Here is a 15,545-nt window from a genome sequence, read left to right as displayed (position 1 = left end):
TCACGATGACTTCCTGCGCAGCGTCAGCGACGCGAGGACGAGCAGTCCGAACAGGATGGCGGCCATGATCCAGAGGTCGCGCCACATCTCGGCGGTCGGGTCGGTATTCGCCGTGATCTCCTGGAGTGCCTTGACCGAATAGGTGAGCGGCATCCAGTCGGAGATGGCATGGAACACATCGTTCATGCGGTCGCGCGCGACGAACAGCCCGCACAGCAGGATTTGCGGGATGACGACGACCGGCATGAACTGCACGGCCTGGAACTCCGTCCGCGCGAACGCGCTGCAGAACAGGCCGAGGGACACGCCGAGGACGGCATTGACGACGGCGACGAGCACCACGAGTCCGCCGTAGCCCTTGATGTCGAGGTTGAAGACCCAGTAGGCAACGCCCGTCGCAACGACCGATTGGAGAGCGGCCATGAGCGCGAACGCGATCCCGTACCCGAAGAGGAGATCGGCCTTGTGGATCGGCGTCGTCATGAGCCGCTCGAGCGTCCCGGACGTGCGTTCCCGCAGCATCGTGATCGACGTGATGAGGAACATGATGACGAACGGGAAGATCGCGAGCATGATCGGCCCGATGCGGTTGAACGTGTGCGGGACTCCCGGCGGGAGGGTCTCGTTCTCGAAGAGCCAGTAGACGACGGCGAGCAGCACGGACGGGACGATCAGAATCATCGCGATGCTGCGTTCGTCATGCCGAAGCTGGTTGAGGACTCTGGCTGTTGTCGCCATGAGCATGCGGGGGTTCATACCGGTTCCACCTCCCGGATGATTCCGAGGAATGCCTGTTCGAGGTCTTGGCTGCGGCCGCGCTCGCGCAGTTCGTCGGGCGTGAGCTGCGCGAGGAGGCGGCCTTCGCGCAGGAGCAGGAGCGAGTCGCAGCGGCTCGCCTCCTCCATGACGTGGCTTGAGACGAGGAGCGTGATCCCGTCGTCGGCGAGCGAGCGGAACCGCTCCCAGAGGTCGACGCGCAGCACGGGGTCGAGCCCGACGGTCGGCTCGTCGAGGACGAGCACCTTGGGCGCGCCGACGAGGGCGCACGCGAGGGAGACGCGGCTGAACTGGCCGCCTGAGAGGTCGACGGCCTTGCGCTTCTCGAATTCGGTGAGGCCGACGGCGTCGACCGCCTCGCGCGCGGCGGCCCGGCTCTTGCCGTGGAGCGCCGCGAAGTAGCGCACGTTGTCGAGCACGGTGAGGTCGCCGTAGACGGCCGCGTTCTGGGTCATATAGCCGATCTCGGGCCGAAGGGTGCTCGAACCCGCGGGCCGGCCGAGGACGTTGAGCGATCCGGACGCGATGCGCTGGACCCCCATGATGGTGCGCATGAGGGTGCTCTTGCCGCTCCCGGAAGGCCCCAGGAGCCCGGTGACCCGGCCCTGGGGGACCGTGAAGCTGAGCCCGTGGAGCACCTCCGCCCTCCGAAGCCGGACGGTGAGGCCCTCGGCGTCGACGGCGCCATGGGGTTCGCCGCCCGGATCCGGGGAATGGGCCGGAGGCCGGCCCGCGAGGTGGGCTGGTGATCGTGACATCGGGTGGCTCCCGCTTCTCGTGTCTTGGAGAGAGGGCGATTAATTCATCACGTGATGAATTCAGGCTAGATCCGGGAGGGCTGGCCGTCAATGCCAAGCGCCCTGGGTCGGGACGCCCGGACACACCGGGCTGGGATACATTGGTAGCTGACCTTTTCCCGTCCCGAGCCCGAACGGCTCACGGCCAGAACGGAAGCCCGCGTGGTCCTGCGACTCTCGACCCTGTTCCTGCGAACCCTGCGCGAGGACCCGGCGGACGCCGAGGTGGCGAGCCACAAGCTCCTCGTCCGCGCGGGCTACATTCGCCGCGCCGCACCGGGCATCTACACGTGGCTCCCGCTGGGGCTCTCGGTGCTGCGCAAGGTCGAGCAGATCATCCGCGAGGAGATGGCGGCGATCGGAGCGCAGGAAGTGCACTTCCCCGCGCTCCTGCCCAAGGAGCCCTACGAGGCCACGAATCGGTGGACCGAGTACGGGGAGGGCATCTTCCGCCTCAAGGACCGCAAGGAAGCCGACTATCTCCTCGCGCCCACCCACGAGGAGATGTTCACGCTCCTCGTGAAGGACCTGTACTCGTCCTACAAGGACCTCCCGCTGAGCCTGTACCAGATCCAGAACAAGTACCGCGACGAGGCGCGCCCCCGGGCCGGTCTCCTGCGCGGCCGCGAGTTCATCATGAAGGACTCGTACTCGTTCGACGTCGACGACGAGGGCCTCGACGCGAGCTACGCGGCGCACCGCGCGGCGTACCTGCGGATCTTCGACCGGCTCGGCCTCGAGGTTGTCCCCGTCAAGGCGACGGCCGGCGCCATGGGCGGCTCCAAGAGCGAGGAGTTCCTCCACCCCACGGAAATCGGCGAGGACACGTTCGTCCGCTCGCCGGGCGGCTACGCCGCGAACGTCGAGGCCGTCACGACCGTCGTGCCCCCCGCGATCGACTACACGGGGGCTCCCGCCGCGCAGGTGCTCGACACCCCTGACACCCCGACGATCGACACCCTCGTCGAGGCCTCCCAGACCATCTTCCCGAACCCGGACCGCCCGTGGACGGGCGCCGATACCCTCAAGAACGTCGTGCTGTCCGTGACGCTTCCGACGGGCGAGAAGCAGCTTGTCGTCATCGGAGTGCCCGGTGACCGCGCCATCGACCTCAAGCGGGTCGAGGCGAACATCGCAGCGTTCCTGCCCATCGCCGGCGAGATCGGCATCGAGGCCGCGAACGACGACGAGCTCAAGTCCCAGCCGCTCATCGTCAAGGGCTACCTCGGCCCGGGCCTCGACCCCGACGATGCCCTCCTCGGCCTCGACGGGAAGTCTGGCCTCCTCTACCTCGTCGATCCGCGCGTCGTCCCCGGCACCTCCTGGATCACAGGCGCCAACCAGCCCGGCAAGCACGTCTACGGCCTCGTCGCGGGGCGCGACTTCGGCTGGGACGGCGTCATCGAGTGCACCGAGGTGCGCGCGGGAGACGAATCGCCCGACGGCTCCGGGGCGCTCGAGATCGCGCGCGGCATCGAGATGGGGCACATCTTCCAGCTCGGCCGCAAGTACGCCGAGGCCCTCGAGCTCAAGGTCCTCGACGCGAACGGCAAGCAGGTCACCGTCACCATGGGGTCCTACGGCATCGGCGTCACGCGCGCCGTCGCGGCACTCGCGGAGTCGAACCACGACGATCGCGGGCTCATCTGGCCGCGCAGCGTCGCGCCCTCGGACGTCCACGTCGTCGCCGTCGGCCGCGGCGAGGAGATCTTCGCCGAGGCCGAGCGCGTCGCCGGCGAACTCGAGGCCCGCGGGCTCAGCGTCATGCTCGACGACCGCCCGAAGGTCTCTCCCGGCGTCAAGTTCGGCGACGCCGAGCTCATCGGCGTCCCGACGATCATCGCCGTCGGCAAGGGCCTCGCCACGGGAACCCTCGAGGTCAAGGACCGGCGTTCGGGCGTCGCGGAGGACGTTCCGGTCGCGGACGTCGTGGACCGCGTCGTGGCCGCCGTGCGCGGCGCCGCGTAGTCGCGGCCTCGCAGCGCCGCCGTGGCTTCGGGGCTCGAGTCCTTTGACCTCCTGACGCTCGTCCTCGTCGTCCTCGCAGGGTTCGGCGCGGGATGGGTCGACGCCGTCGTCGGGGGAGGCGGGCTCATCCAGCTTCCCGCGCTGCTAGCGCTGCCCGGCATGACGCCCGTGCACGCGCTCGCGACAAACAAGATGGGCTCGGTCTTCGGCACGACGACGAGCGCCCTCACCTACGCGCGGCGCGTCAGGCCGGACCTGCGCACCGCGATCCCCATGGCCGTGGTCGCCCTCGGCGGGGCGTTCGGCGGCGCCGCGCTCGCCTCGGCGCTGCCTGCCCGCGTGTTCAAGCCGATCATCCTCGCGGCGATCATCGCCGTCGCCCTCTTCACGGTCCTCAGGCCGCAGCTCGGCCAGTACACCGAGCTGCGGCTCAAGGGCCGCCGCCACTTTGCCGCGGCGTGCGGCCTCGGCGGCGTGATCGGCTTCTACGACGGGCTGATCGGGCCCGGCACCGGCTCGTTCCTCGTCATCGCGCTCGTATCCGGCATGGGCTACGCGTTCCTCGAGGCGAGCGCGAAGGCGAAGATCGTCAACATGGCCACGAATGTGGGAGCGCTCCTGCTGTTCGCTCCCTCGGGCGCGCTCCTGTGGGGCGTCGGCCTCGTGCTCGGCGTCGCGAACATGTGCGGTGGCTACGTCGGGGCGCGCATGGCCGTCGCGCGGGGAAACAGGTTCATCCGCTGGGTGTTCCTCGCCGTCGTCGCCGCCCTCGCGGTCAAGCTGGGCCTCGACGTATGGAATGAGAATTTCGCATAGTCCGGGCCACCGCGCAGGCGTACGATGCAGCCATGCTGCGCCCCGAGGACTTCACGAAACCCCTCGACCGAGCTGCGGAGCACGCGCGGCGGTGGCTTGAGAGCCTTCCCTCACGGCACGTCGGCCCGACGGCGACCGCGGACGAGCTCGCCGACGCGTTCGGCGGCGAACTGCCCGCGGCGGGCCTCGACGCGGCGTCCACGATCGACCTTCTCGCAGCCGCCGCGGAGCCCGGCCTCATGGCGATGGCCTCGGGCCGGTTCTACGGCTGGGTCATCGGTGGCACGCTCCCCGCGGCGATGGCCGCCGACTGGCTCGTGAGCGCGTGGGATCAGAACACGGGGCTCCGCTTCGCGACTCCCGCCGTCGTGGCGGCCGAGGAGGCCGCCGCTCGCTGGGTCGTGGACCTGCTCGGGCTTCCGCCCGGCGCCGACGTGGGGTTCGCGACCGGCGCGAGCATGGCGAACTTCTGCGGGCTCGCGGCCGCGCGCTGGCGCGTCCTCGAACGCGTCGGCTGGGATCTCAACGGGCGCGGGCTCGGAGGCGGCCCGCGCGTGCGGGTGCTCGTCGGCGCCGAGCGGCACGACACCATCGACATGGCGCTGCGCATGCTCGGGCTCGGGGCGCCCGAGACGGTCGACGTCGACACCCAGGGGCGCATCCGGCCCGAGGCGCTCGCCGCCGCCCTCGACGAGGGGGAGGGCCCCGCCGTCGTCTGCCTTCAGGCGGGCAACATCCATTCGGGCGCCTTCGACCCGTTCCCCGAGTCGATCGCCGCAGCCCGTGAATACGGCGAGCAGCACGGTGCGTGGGTGCACGTCGACGGCGCGTTCGGCCTGTGGGCCGCAGCCTCGGCCGCGACGAGGCATCTCATGGCCGGTGCCGAGGCTGCCGATTCGTGGGGGACCGACGCGCACAAGAACCTCAACGTCCCGTACGACTGCGGAATCGTCGTGTGCCGGGACGTCGTCGCGCTCCGGCATGCGCTTGGCCTGCACGCCGACTATCTCGTCCACGACGCGCAGGGCGACCACGGCCCCGGCGATCCCTTCGAGAAGGTGCCCGAGCTGTCGCGACGTGCGAGAGGCGTTCCCGTGTGGGCCGCGCTCCGCTCGCTGGGCCGCTCGGGCGTCGACGCCCTCGTCGCGGGCCTCGCCGCCCACGCCTCCGAGCTCGCGCGGCGGATCGGCGAGCTCCCAGGGGCCGAGGTGCTCAACGACGTCGTCTTCAGTCAGGTCACGCTCGCGTTCGGATCCGACGCGCGGACCCAGGCCGTCGCGGAGTACCTCGCCCGGGACGGGCGCGTGTGGATGAGCGGATCGCGTTGGCACGACCGCGGGGTCTTGCGGATCTCCGTCGCCAACTGGTCCTCTGACGGCGAGGACGCGGACATCGCGGTTGAGGCGGTTCGGGACGCGCTCGCGGCAACCGAGGGCTTCTGAAAGCTCAGTCGAGGCGCTTGAGCTCCCACGCGTCGGGGAGACCAGGGAGGGGCTGCGAGCACAGCGCGCTCGCGACCCACAGGGAGCGCTCGAGATCGCCCTCGTGGCCCGGCTTGGCCGCGTACCAGAGCGCGTTCTCGACCTCGCGGAGAACTGCCCATTCGCGGGCCCCCTCCGAGTCGATCCCCGCCGCCGTGGCCAGGGCGTGGCAGCGCTCGAGCAGGGCTTCCACGGGGTCGCCGAGATGGAGCACGGGGAGCCGGTTCCACAGCATCGGCGCGACGGCGAACTCCGCCTCGCCCACAGCGGCCTGGGGGTCGATGGCCCGGAAGCCGGGCATCCCGTCAGAGGTACCTCCGATGGTCCCGAGGATGTTCATGCCGTGGAGATCAGTGTGGACGAGGACGTCGATGCCGCCTCGGCGGCCCACCGCGCCGCGCGTCGCGCACACGTCGAGCGCGGCTTCGAGGAGCCAGCGCGGGAACGGCCGGTCGAGCCGGGCCCAGCGCTCGGGGAGTTCGTCGCTCCACCGCTCGGCCCGCGCGTCGATCCTGTCGAGTGCCGCCCACACCGGGCGGTCGTCCTCGGGGATCGAAAGCCGCCGGACCACCTCGCCCCACACCGCGGTCGCCTCGGGGAACGGAACGTCCTGAAGCCGCCGCCCGGCGTCGAGCCTCTCAAGCAGGAGCGCGCCGTCGCCGTCTTCGTCGATGAGGCGCACGGCGCCGTCGCCGTCCCACAGGCGCAACGCGACTGGCTCGGAGGACGACTCGGGATACGGGTAGGCGAGCTTGAGGACGAGCGGCTCGGCGCCGCGCATCACCGCGACGACCATCGAGCCGAAGCCCGACCACGGGCCAGCAGCGCTTTCGTCGAGCCGAAGCCCCCACGTGCGGAGGCGCTGTTCGATGCGGTCAGGGAGCGAATCGAGCCACGACCGACCGGCGGCCGTGCGGGAAAACCGCCGGACCAGTTCCTCGGGCGCGATGACCGCACTCACAGGAATGCAGCTTAGGCGATTCCTGTCGTGCCGAGCAGGCTTCCCAGGGCGAATGTCGTGGCGAGGGCGAGCGCGCCGCCCAGGATGACACGGACCGAAGCCCTCGTCCGTGAGCCGCCGCCGATCCACGCGCCGACCGCGCCAGTGACGGCGAGCGCGAGGAGGACGACGGCGAACGTGATGGGAACGCGGATGGCCTCGGGGAGCAGCAGGATCGCGACCATCGGGAGGACGGCGCCGCACAGGAACGAGATCGCCGAGGCGATCGCGGCGTGCCACGGGCTCACGATCTCGTCCGGGTCGATGCCCAGCTCGATGTCGAGGTGCGCCCGGAGCGCGTCCTTCGCGGTCAGTTCTTCGGCCACCTGCGTCGCGAGGCTCCGCGAGAGTCCCTTGCGCTGGTAGAGCCCCACGAGCTCGGCGAACTCCTCCGCGGGCTGCTCCTGCAGCTCCTGGCGTTCCTTCGCGATGAGGTGCCGCTGGCTGTCGCGCTGGCTGCTCACGGAGACGTATTCGCCGAGGGCCATGGAAATCGCGCCGCCCACGAGGGCCGCCATGCCCGCCGCGAGGATCGGCCCGTTGTTGGTCGTGACGCCAGCGACGCCGACGACGACGGCCGCGACCGATACGATGCCGTCATTCGCGCCCAGCACGCCCGCGCGGAGCCAGTTGAGCTTGGCCGCGAGGTCGGTTCCCTGGGGTTCGGGGTGCAGGCCTGTGGTGCTTTCCGTGGTCATGTCTCCACTGTGGCACTCTGTGCGGTGCCCTTCCAGCGAAGCAAGCCTAGCCTCACTGGCTCGTGGGCTGCGCCGTCGGCTGTCCTGTCGCTTGCGCGGAGGCCTGCTTCACCGTCTGTTCCGCGGCGGGCAGCCCCGGGAACGCCACGGCGTCCCCCGCTAGGCGCGACGCCGCGACGAGCCCTTCCGCCGCGTCGCGCCGACGCTGGCCGGGTGCCGCGCCCACGAGCTCCGCCCAGGACTCCTCCGCGGACTGGGCGACGGCCGCGAGCGTCGGATTCGGGTTCGTCGCGAAGTCGGCGGGGACGGCAAAGCCCGCGTCCCGTGGCGGCAGGGCGAGGCAGGACGACGCCGCGATCACGTCGACGCCGTCGAGCTGGCGGCGGTGCGCGTCAAGGGCCCGCTCGCGGGCGGCGGCGTCGGCCGACGACGCCGCCGTGTGGGCGAGCGCGGCCTCGAGGACGTAGGCAGCGGCCGTTTCGGCGCGCTCGACGCTCGCCAGCGCGCCGCCGAAGCTGAGCGGCGTCCCGGGCGACGGCGGCGAAGACGGAGCTGGTGACTGGGCCGCCGTCGGCGTCGCGCACGCGGAGGCGGAGGCGGAGGCCTGGGCGGCGGGGGGCGAGCTGACGGAAGGCGAGGCTCCCGCTGAAGGGGCCGGCGAAGGGGCCTGCGGCGGCGACGCAAGGCCCGCGGCCCCCGCCAGGCCGTCTGCCTGCAGGGACTGCCCCGCGGCGAGCGACGCGAGGACCGTCGCGGTGGGGCCGTCCACCTCCGGCAGGTCCGCGAGTCGCGACTCGGCGCTGGCCCTCAGCCGCGAGACGACGTCCGCGGCGCTGGCCGCGGGAGACGTGGTCCGTAGGTCCGTCGTGCCGGTCCGGCCAACCGTTGGTCCCGAGCCCGACGACGATCCGGTGTCCCGCGTCGAGAGAACGCCCACCTGCCGATCGAGCACGAGCGCCGTCGCCCCGAGCGCCGACTGGACGCGAGGGTTCGCGCCTTGAGACGCCGACCGAGCCAAGCCCGCGAGCTGCGCGGCCTCGCTCTGCGCATGGCTCAGCGCAATCTCGCTCTTGCTCGGACCGGTTGGCGCGACGGTCTGGAGGGAGACAAAAGTCGCGCTCCCGATTCCCACGGCAAGTGTCGCGGCCCCGAGAGCCCAGAACGGCCACGCCCGGCGCGGGCGTGACGGCGACGCGGCCGCGAGCGTCTCGGCACGCGTGGCTGCTGCTGGCGGCGAATCGGCGGCGGCCGGAGCCGGTTCAGCCTCAGCGCCCGTCTCGGCCGGAGCCTCTTCGAATGCCGCCGGTTCGGTCTCTGGCTCGGCGGAAGCGTCGGGCTCGGGCTCTGCTGCCAGCTCGGGCTCGGCCTCCGGTTCGGGCTCGGGTTCGGGCTCGGGTTCTGCGAGAGCCTCGGCAACCGATTCGTCGTCAGGCTTAGTAACCAATTCGTCGCCCGCGGGCTGGTCCGTCAGCTCATCGGCCTCTGTGGCTTCGGCCACGTGAACATCGGTTGGTGCGGCGGCCGGTTCTTCACCCCCCGGTTCTTCACCCCCCGGTCCTTCGGCTTCTGAGTCCTCGGTGTCTTCTTCGTCCTCGGCCGAAGTGTCGGCAACCGTCTCTGCGGGTTCGCGCGCTGGCTGTTCGGCCTCGTCAACAAGGCCCTGCGCGTCGGCCTGGGCATCAGTTGGCTCCGCGTCGACATGCTCGTCGTCGCTCGGCATGTCGATCTCCGCTTCTGCCAGTGCGTCCGCCTGTGGTGGCGTGTCCGGCTGGAGTGCCGCGTCATCGATCTCGGCGTCCGCATCGATCGCTTCTTCGATCCCGTTCTTGCCCTCGGGCTCGCCGGACGACGCCGGGTCCTCGCCAGCAGGATGCGGTTCCGTCGTGTCGCCGTCGTCGTGCGCTTCGCTGACTTCCGGATCGGCGGCCGCTTGAGCCTCGCCGGCTTCGGTGCCCGCGGAACTGGGTTCGGCGGGGGCGTCCTGGTCCGGCTCATCGCGGGATGCCGGGTCTTCCGCGGCGCCGGCCCCAGGAGCAGGGTCCGCGTCGCCGTCGTCGTGCGCTTCGCTGACTTCCGGGTCCGCCGCCGATTGCGCCTCGCCGGCTTCGCTGTCCGCAGAACCGGGGTCGACGGGACCATCGTGGCCGGGCGCATCTGGGGATGACGGGCCCTCTTCCGGAGACGGATCGGTGGGGGCGGTGGTGGAAGTCACGGGCTCGATCATCCCATGACCGCGGCTTGCGCCCACCACGCCCCCGCGCGAGCCGATAGGCTAAGAGGACATTCGAAAGTACAAGGAGGCGGACTCGCATGTCTGAGCCACAGTCCGAGCCTGCCCACCGGGACGCGCGTCCGGGCCGAGAGGCCGTCGGGGCGCCGTTTGCTGCGGAGGAGGCGCGTCTTCACGCGCTGCTCGAACCCGCGGTGCAGGCCCACCGCCTGTTCCTCGAGGGGATCACGATCAAGGCCGCGGGAGCCCACCGCACTGTGCACGTCGTCGTCGATCTGCCTCAGGAGGAGACTGGCGGGGTTGGCCTCGACGTGATCGCCGAAATCTCGCGCGAACTCTCAACCGTCCTCGACGGGACGGCGGGCACGTTTGCGGACAACCGTCCGTACGATCTCGAGGTGTCCTCTCCCGGCGTCGCCCGTCCGCTCACCGAGCCGCGGCATTGGCACCGCGCGCGCGGGCGTCTCGTCAAAGTCAACGTGATCCAAGGCGAGAACGTCACTGGCCGCCTGACGCAGGTGACGGACGACGGCGTGACGCTGGTCCCTGACCTCCCGGCACTCAAGGGGGTTAAGCCCAAGCAGGGCGAGTCGGTCACGCTCCCGTTCTCGCGCATTCGCAGTGGACGTGTCGAGATCGAGTTCGCCCGTCTCGACGAGTTTCCCGAAGACGCCTTCGCGCCCCTCGAATCCGACACCGAATCATCCGACTCCGACACCGACGCCGAGGAGGCCTAGTGGACATCGACATGAGCGCGCTGCGCCTGCTGGAGCGAGAGCGGGACATCCCCGTCGAGAAGCTCATCCCCACGATCGAGCAGGCACTCCTCCTCGCATACCACAAGTCGCCCGGGGCGATCGATCAGGCCCGCGCGGAGGTCGACCGCAAGAGCGGGCACGTCACGATCTGGGCAACCGAGATCGACGAAGAGGGCAACCCGATCGGCGAGTTCGACGACACCCCCGAGGGCTTCGGCCGCATCGCCGCGACGACCGCGCGCCAGGTCATCCTCCAGCGTCTGCGCGACGTCGAGGATGACAATGTGCTCGGCGAGTTCAAGGGGCGCGAAGGCGAGCTCATCGCGGGCCAGATCCAGCAGGGCAGCAATCCGCACATGGTCCAGGTGAACCTTGGCTCGGTCGAGGCGCTCCTTCCTCCGCCCGAGCAGGTCCCGGGCGAGCAGTACGTCCACGGCAACCGCATCCGCGCCTACGTCGTCGACGTGCATCGCGGGGTCAAGGGGCCCTCGATCACGCTGTCCCGCTCCCATCCCGGCCTCGTCAAGAAGCTCTTCGAGCTCGAGGTGCCCGAGATTGCGGACCGCAGCGTCGAGATCGTCGCGATCGCCCGTGAAGCCGGGCACCGCACGAAGATCGCGGTGCGCGCGAACGTCCCCGGCGTCAATGCCAAGGGCGCATGCATCGGCGAAATGGGTTCGCGCGTCCGCGCCGTCATGACCGAGCTCAACGACGAGAAGATCGACATCGTCGACTACAGCGACGATCCCGCGTCCTTCATCGCCAACGCGCTGTCGCCCGCGAAGGTGAAGTCCGTGAGCATCGTCGACGAGGGGGCCCGGTCCGCGCGCGTCCTCGTGCCGGACTATCAGCTCTCGCTCGCGATCGGCAAGGAGGGCCAGAATGCCCGCCTCGCCGCCAAGCTCACGGGTTGGCGCATCGACATCGCGTCGGACACCGCCGGGTAAAGGCCATCCCGGCCGGACACGGCGGGCAGGCGGTTTTTCGCCTCATCCGAGGCGGGCTATAGAATAGACAGGTCCGGGCGCGCGCCCGACGGCAAGAGACCAGGGGCAGCGGAACGTGCGGAGCAAGGCCGAACCACTGCGAACCTGCATCGGGTGCCGTCGGACTGCTCCCCGGGCAGAACTGCTCCGGTTGGTGCGGGACCCCGAGGACGCTCAACGTGTCGTCGTCGATCCGCGCCGCCGACTGCCTGGTCGAGGTGCTTGGCTGCATCCCGATCGGGCATGTCTGACGCAAGCCGTCAAACGCCGCGCGTTCCAACGCGCCCTCCGGGGTGCCGCGGACCACGAGGCCGTGGACGCCTTCGTCAGCTCCACCGCGCGGGCCTCCGTCCGCGCGGTCACCGTCCAAGCTGAAAGCGGGTCAGAAATCTGATGGAAACCCGATGAGTCCCCGTTCGATGAGCGCGTAGCGATGAACAAGTTGTTCCGCGCCGCCGACGGCCTCTCAGCACGCACCGTGTCTATGCGATCGGTGATCGCTGACGAGGCCTGCAGCAAGCAGTAGACGGTCCACGCCTGGCTCGGCGCGGACCGAGACAGGAGAAATGTGGCCAAGGTCCGCGTACACGAGCTCGCCAAGGAGCTCGGTATCACCTCTAAGGACGCACTCGCCAAGCTTCAGGAGCTCGGCGAATTCGTGCGTTCTGCGTCCTCGACGATCGAGGCGCCCGTCGTGAAGAAGCTTCGCGACGCCTATCCGTCCGGTGGCGCCAAGCCGGTCGCCGCGCGCACGTCTGGCGGCGCGCCGTCGGCCGTCCGCCCGTCCGCGCCCAAGCCCGCCCAGGCACCTGCCGCCGCCCCCGTGGCGTCGGTGCCGGCGCCGGCCCGCGCAGCAGATTCGGCTGGTTCGTCGATCAAGCCGGGTCCCGCGCGTCCAGCCGCGCCCCAGGCCCCGGCCCCGCGTCCCGCGGCCGAGTCGACTCGCCCGGCCTCGCGCCCGGCGGCGACGCCCGGTCCGCGCCCGGCGGCGACCCCCGGTCCGCGCCCGAGCGGGCCGCGTCCCGGCAACAACCCGTTCTCCTCCTCGCAGGGCATGCAGCGTCCCGGCCGTGAGGAGCGCGCTCCGCGCCCTGGCAACAACCCGTTCGCGACCTCGCAGGGCATGCCCCGACCCGGTTCGCGCGACGGCGACCGGCCAGGCGGCCCGCGTCCCGCCGGTTCGGGCGGTCCGCGGCCCGGTGGCACCTCGGGCATTCCGCGGCCCGGCGCCCCGCGCACCGGCGCTCCCCGCCCGGGCGGTCCTCGTCCGGCCGGGTCCGGCGGTCCGCGTCCCGGCGGCTCGGGCGGTCCTCGTCCGGGCGGCTCGGGCGGTCCGCGTCCGAACCCGGGCATGATGCCCGCACGCACCGAGCGTCCGCAGCCGGGCGCCCGTCCCGCCGGCACCGGCGGCCGCGGGCCCGGCCGTCCCGGGGGAGCCCCGGGCGGCGGCGGTCCCGCCGGCGGCGGCTTCGGCAAGGGCGGCCGCGGTCGCGGCGGCACCCAGGGTGCCTTCGGCAAGGGCGGCGCCGGTCGCGGCAAGCAGCGCAAGTCGAAGCGCGCGAAGCGCCAAGAGCTGGAGCAGATGAGCGCTCCGTCGCTCGGCGGCGTGTCGGTGCCGCGCGGCGACGGCGAAACGATCGTCCGTCTGCGCCGCGGCGCGTCCATCACGGACTTCGCGGAGAAGATCGACGCGAACCCGGCCTCGCTCGTCACGGTGCTCTTCCACCTCGGCGAAATGGCCACGGCCACGCAGTCGCTCGACGAGGAGACCTTCGGCGTTCTCGGCGAGGAGCTCGGCTACAAGATCCAGGTCGTCTCGCCGGAGGACGAGGAGCGCGAGCTGCTCGAATCCTTCGACATCGACCTCGACGCCGAACTGGAAGCCGAGACCGACGAGGACCTCGAGGTCCGCCCCGCGGTCGTGACCGTCATGGGCCACGTCGACCACGGCAAGACGCGCCTCCTCGACGCCATCCGCCACACCAACGTGGTCGAAGGCGAGCACGGCGGGATCACGCAGCACATCGGTGCGTACCAGATCTCGTTCGAACATGACGGCGATCCGCGCAAGCTCACCTTCATCGACACCCCGGGTCACGAGGCGTTCACCGCCATGCGTGCCCGCGGTGCTCAGGTCACCGACATCGCGGTGCTCGTTGTGGCCGCGGATGACGGCGTCATGCCGCAGACGGTCGAGGCGCTCAACCATGCGCAGGCCGCCGGTGTGCCCATCGTGGTCGCGGTCAACAAGATCGACAAGGAGGGCGCGAACCCCGACAAGGTGCGCGGCCAGCTCACCGAGTACGGCCTCGTGCCCGAGGAGTACGGCGGCGACACGATGTTCGTGGACGTCTCCGCGCGCCAGAACCTGCACATCGACGATCTCCTTTCGGCGGTCCTGCTCACGGCCGACGCGGCGCTTGACCTCCGCGCGAACCCGAACAAGGACGCGCGCGGTGTCGCGATCGAGGCCAACCTCGACCGTGGCCGCGGTGCGGTGGCCACGGTCCTCGTCCAGTCGGGCACGCTCCGCGTGGGCGACAACATGGTGGCGGGAACGGCCCACGGCCGTGTCCGCGCGATGTTCGACGAGGACGGCGAGCCGGTCGAGGTCGCGCTCCCGTCGCGTCCGGTCCAGGTCCTGGGCCTCTCCTCAGTCCCGCGGGCAGGCGACACGTTCCTCGTGACCGAGGACGAGCGCACGGCCCGCCAGATCGCGGAGAAGCGCGAGGCTGCCGAGCGCAACGCGCAGCTTGCGAAGCGCCGCAAGCGGATCAGCCTCGAGGACTTCGACAAGGCTGTGGCCGAGGGCAAGATCGACACCCTCAACCTCATCCTCAAGGGCGACGTGTCCGGTGCGGTCGAGGCCCTCGAGGACTCGCTGCTCAAGATCGACGTCGGCGAGGAGGTCCAGCTCCGCGTCATCCACCGCGGCGTCGGTGCCATCACCCAGAACGATGTCAACCTCGCGACGGTCGACAACGCGATCATCATCGGCTTCAACGTCCGCCCCGCGGAGCGTGTGGCCGAGCTCGCGGACCGCGAGGGCGTCGACATGCGGTTCTACTCCGTGATCTACGCGGCGATCGAGGACATTGAGCTCGCTCTCAAGGGCATGCTCAAGCCGGAGTACGAGGAGGTGCAGCTCGGCACGGCCGAGGTGCGCGAGATCTTCCGCTCCTCCAAGTTCGGCAACATCGCCGGCTCGATCGTCCGCAGCGGCATCATCCGCCGCAACTCGAAGGCACGCCTCCTCCGGGACGGCGTCGTCGTGGCCGAGAACCTCGCGATCGATTCGCTCAAGCGGTTCAAGGATGACGCGACCGAGGTCCGCGAGGGCTTCGAGTGCGGTATCGGCCTGGGGTCGTTCAACGACATCCAGCTCGAGGACGTCATCGAGACGTTCGAGATGCGCGAGAAGCCGCGCGTCTGACCGTGAGCGCCACGAAGGGGCCCCGCGTGCGCGGGGCCCCTTCCCCATCGGGCTTACAAGGCCCAGTCCGTTAGAAGGAGTTTCCCCATGGCCGATCCGGCACGCGCTGCGCGCTTGGCGCAGCGGATCAAGGTCGTCGTGGCCGAGGCACTGCGCAGGGCCGTCAAGGACGAGCGCGCCGAGGCGATCACGATCACCGACGCCCGCGTGACGAACGACCTGCAGCACGCCACCGTGTACTACACCGTGCTCGGCGATTCCGCGGCCCAGGAAGGCGCCCGCGAGGTCCTCGACGCCAAGAAGGGCGTCCTGCGCCGCGAGGTGGGCCGCAACCTCACGATCCGGCTCACGCCGACTCTCGAGTTCGTTGCCGACGAGGTTCCCGTGAACGCTTCCCACGTCGAAGACCTCCTGCGGCAGGCACGCGCCCGCGACGAGGAGGTGGCCCGCCTCGCGGCAGGTGCCCGGCACGCAGGCGACGCCGATCCCTACAAGAAGTCGGAGCCCCACGACGACGACTCGGAATACGAGTCCGAGTTCGACGGCGTCGACGTCGAGACCGAGTAGCCGAGCCCCGAACCCGGAGGGCTACGATGGGCCG

Annotated in this window: 13 protein-coding genes; 8 read left to right on the top strand and 5 right to left on the bottom strand. The window is 70.7% G+C overall.

Annotation, left to right across the window (positions count from 1 at the left end; translation table 11 throughout):
- Together SPF06_RS07675 and SPF06_RS07670 are read right to left on the bottom strand one after the other, a co-directional pair.
- A complete protein-coding gene (locus SPF06_RS07675; protein ID WP_323278437.1) occupies positions 1–756 on the bottom strand; it encodes an ABC transporter permease in 756 nt (251 codons plus the stop codon).
- On the bottom strand, positions 753–1,535 hold the full coding sequence (locus SPF06_RS07670) for an ABC transporter ATP-binding protein (RefSeq protein ID WP_323278436.1): 783 nt from the start codon (positions 1,533–1,535) through the stop codon (positions 753–755). Before SPF06_RS07670 ends, SPF06_RS07675 begins: the two co-directional genes overlap by 4 nt.
- 201 nt (positions 1,536–1,736) lie before the next feature.
- Here SPF06_RS07670 and SPF06_RS07665 point away from each other — a divergent pair, with 201 nt between their 5' ends.
- From SPF06_RS07665 to SPF06_RS07655, 3 genes are read left to right on the top strand one after another with little or no spacing between them, the layout of a single operon-like run.
- Positions 1,737–3,542 carry a proline--tRNA ligase gene (locus SPF06_RS07665; RefSeq protein WP_323278435.1) on the top strand — a complete coding sequence of 602 codons (1,806 nt, stop codon included), beginning with the start codon at positions 1,737–1,739 and terminating at the stop codon, positions 3,540–3,542.
- Between the two features lie 21 nt (positions 3,543–3,563).
- Complete coding sequence (locus SPF06_RS07660; protein WP_323278433.1) at positions 3,564–4,358, top strand: sulfite exporter TauE/SafE family protein; 795 nt, start codon at positions 3,564–3,566, stop codon at positions 4,356–4,358.
- A 32-nt stretch (positions 4,359–4,390) separates the two neighbouring features.
- The gene (locus SPF06_RS07655) at positions 4,391–5,800 is read left to right on the top strand and encodes a pyridoxal phosphate-dependent decarboxylase family protein (RefSeq protein ID WP_323278432.1); all 1,410 of its coding nucleotides are present in this window, start codon (positions 4,391–4,393) and stop codon (positions 5,798–5,800) included.
- Between the two features lie 4 nt (positions 5,801–5,804).
- Here the strand turns inward: SPF06_RS07655 and SPF06_RS07650 are convergent, their stop codons facing one another.
- From SPF06_RS07650 to SPF06_RS07640, 3 genes are read right to left on the bottom strand one after another with little or no spacing between them, the layout of a single operon-like run.
- Positions 5,805–6,800 carry an aminoglycoside phosphotransferase family protein gene (locus SPF06_RS07650; RefSeq protein ID WP_323278431.1) on the bottom strand — a complete coding sequence of 332 codons (996 nt, stop codon included), beginning with the start codon at positions 6,798–6,800 and terminating at the stop codon, positions 5,805–5,807.
- Between the two features lie 11 nt (positions 6,801–6,811).
- A complete protein-coding gene (locus tag SPF06_RS07645) occupies positions 6,812–7,537 on the bottom strand; it encodes a VIT1/CCC1 transporter family protein (RefSeq protein WP_323278430.1) in 726 nt (241 codons plus the stop codon).
- A 52-nt stretch (positions 7,538–7,589) separates the two neighbouring features.
- The gene (locus SPF06_RS07640; protein ID WP_323278429.1) at positions 7,590–9,749 is read right to left on the bottom strand and encodes a DUF4439 domain-containing protein; all 2,160 of its coding nucleotides are present in this window, start codon (positions 9,747–9,749) and stop codon (positions 7,590–7,592) included.
- A gap of 98 nt (positions 9,750–9,847) precedes the next feature.
- Here SPF06_RS07640 and SPF06_RS07635 point away from each other — a divergent pair, with 98 nt between their 5' ends.
- The 5 genes from SPF06_RS07635 (at position 9,848) to rbfA (ending at position 15,511) form a co-directional block, all read left to right on the top strand.
- On the top strand, positions 9,848–10,504 hold the full coding sequence (locus SPF06_RS07635) for a ribosome maturation factor RimP (RefSeq protein ID WP_323278428.1): 657 nt from the start codon (positions 9,848–9,850) through the stop codon (positions 10,502–10,504).
- Positions 10,504–11,472: a transcription termination factor NusA gene (gene nusA / locus SPF06_RS07630; protein ID WP_323278427.1), complete on the top strand. Its 969-nt coding sequence runs from the start codon at positions 10,504–10,506 to the stop codon at positions 11,470–11,472. The genes SPF06_RS07635 and nusA overlap by 1 nt, the downstream gene beginning before the upstream one ends.
- 115 nt (positions 11,473–11,587) lie before the next feature.
- Complete coding sequence (locus SPF06_RS07625) at positions 11,588–11,905, top strand: YlxR family protein (RefSeq protein WP_323278426.1); 318 nt, start codon at positions 11,588–11,590, stop codon at positions 11,903–11,905.
- A 174-nt stretch (positions 11,906–12,079) separates the two neighbouring features.
- On the top strand, positions 12,080–14,944 hold the full coding sequence (infB, locus tag SPF06_RS07620) for a translation initiation factor IF-2 (RefSeq protein WP_323278425.1): 2,865 nt from the start codon (positions 12,080–12,082) through the stop codon (positions 14,942–14,944).
- A gap of 87 nt (positions 14,945–15,031) precedes the next feature.
- Positions 15,032–15,511, top strand: a complete 480-nt coding sequence (rbfA, locus tag SPF06_RS07615; protein WP_323278424.1) for a 30S ribosome-binding factor RbfA — start codon at positions 15,032–15,034, stop codon at positions 15,509–15,511.
- Positions 15,512–15,545: the final 34 nt, after the last annotated feature.

It is taken from the genome of Sinomonas terricola (genome assembly GCF_034931225.1).
Taxonomy (GTDB): domain Bacteria; phylum Actinomycetota; class Actinomycetes; order Actinomycetales; family Micrococcaceae; genus Sinomonas; species Sinomonas terricola.
This window is presented reverse-complemented; position numbering and strand designations above follow the sequence as displayed.

Excerpts from the sequence above, each read along its gene's own strand:
- SPF06_RS07675 (WP_323278437.1), bottom strand. The coding sequence starts at position 756 with ATGAACCCCCGCATGCTCATGGCGACAACAGCCAGAGTCCTCAACCAG.
- SPF06_RS07670 (WP_323278436.1), bottom strand. The coding sequence starts at position 1,535 with ATGTCACGATCACCAGCCCACCTCGCGGGCCGGCCTCCGGCCCATTCC.
- SPF06_RS07655 (WP_323278432.1), top strand. The coding sequence starts at position 4,391 with ATGCTGCGCCCCGAGGACTTCACGAAACCCCTCGACCGAGCTGCGGAG.
- SPF06_RS07645 (WP_323278430.1), bottom strand. The coding sequence starts at position 7,537 with ATGACCACGGAAAGCACCACAGGCCTGCACCCCGAACCCCAGGGAACC.
- SPF06_RS07635 (WP_323278428.1), top strand. The coding sequence starts at position 9,848 with ATGTCTGAGCCACAGTCCGAGCCTGCCCACCGGGACGCGCGTCCGGGC.
- rbfA (WP_323278424.1), top strand. The coding sequence starts at position 15,032 with ATGGCCGATCCGGCACGCGCTGCGCGCTTGGCGCAGCGGATCAAGGTC.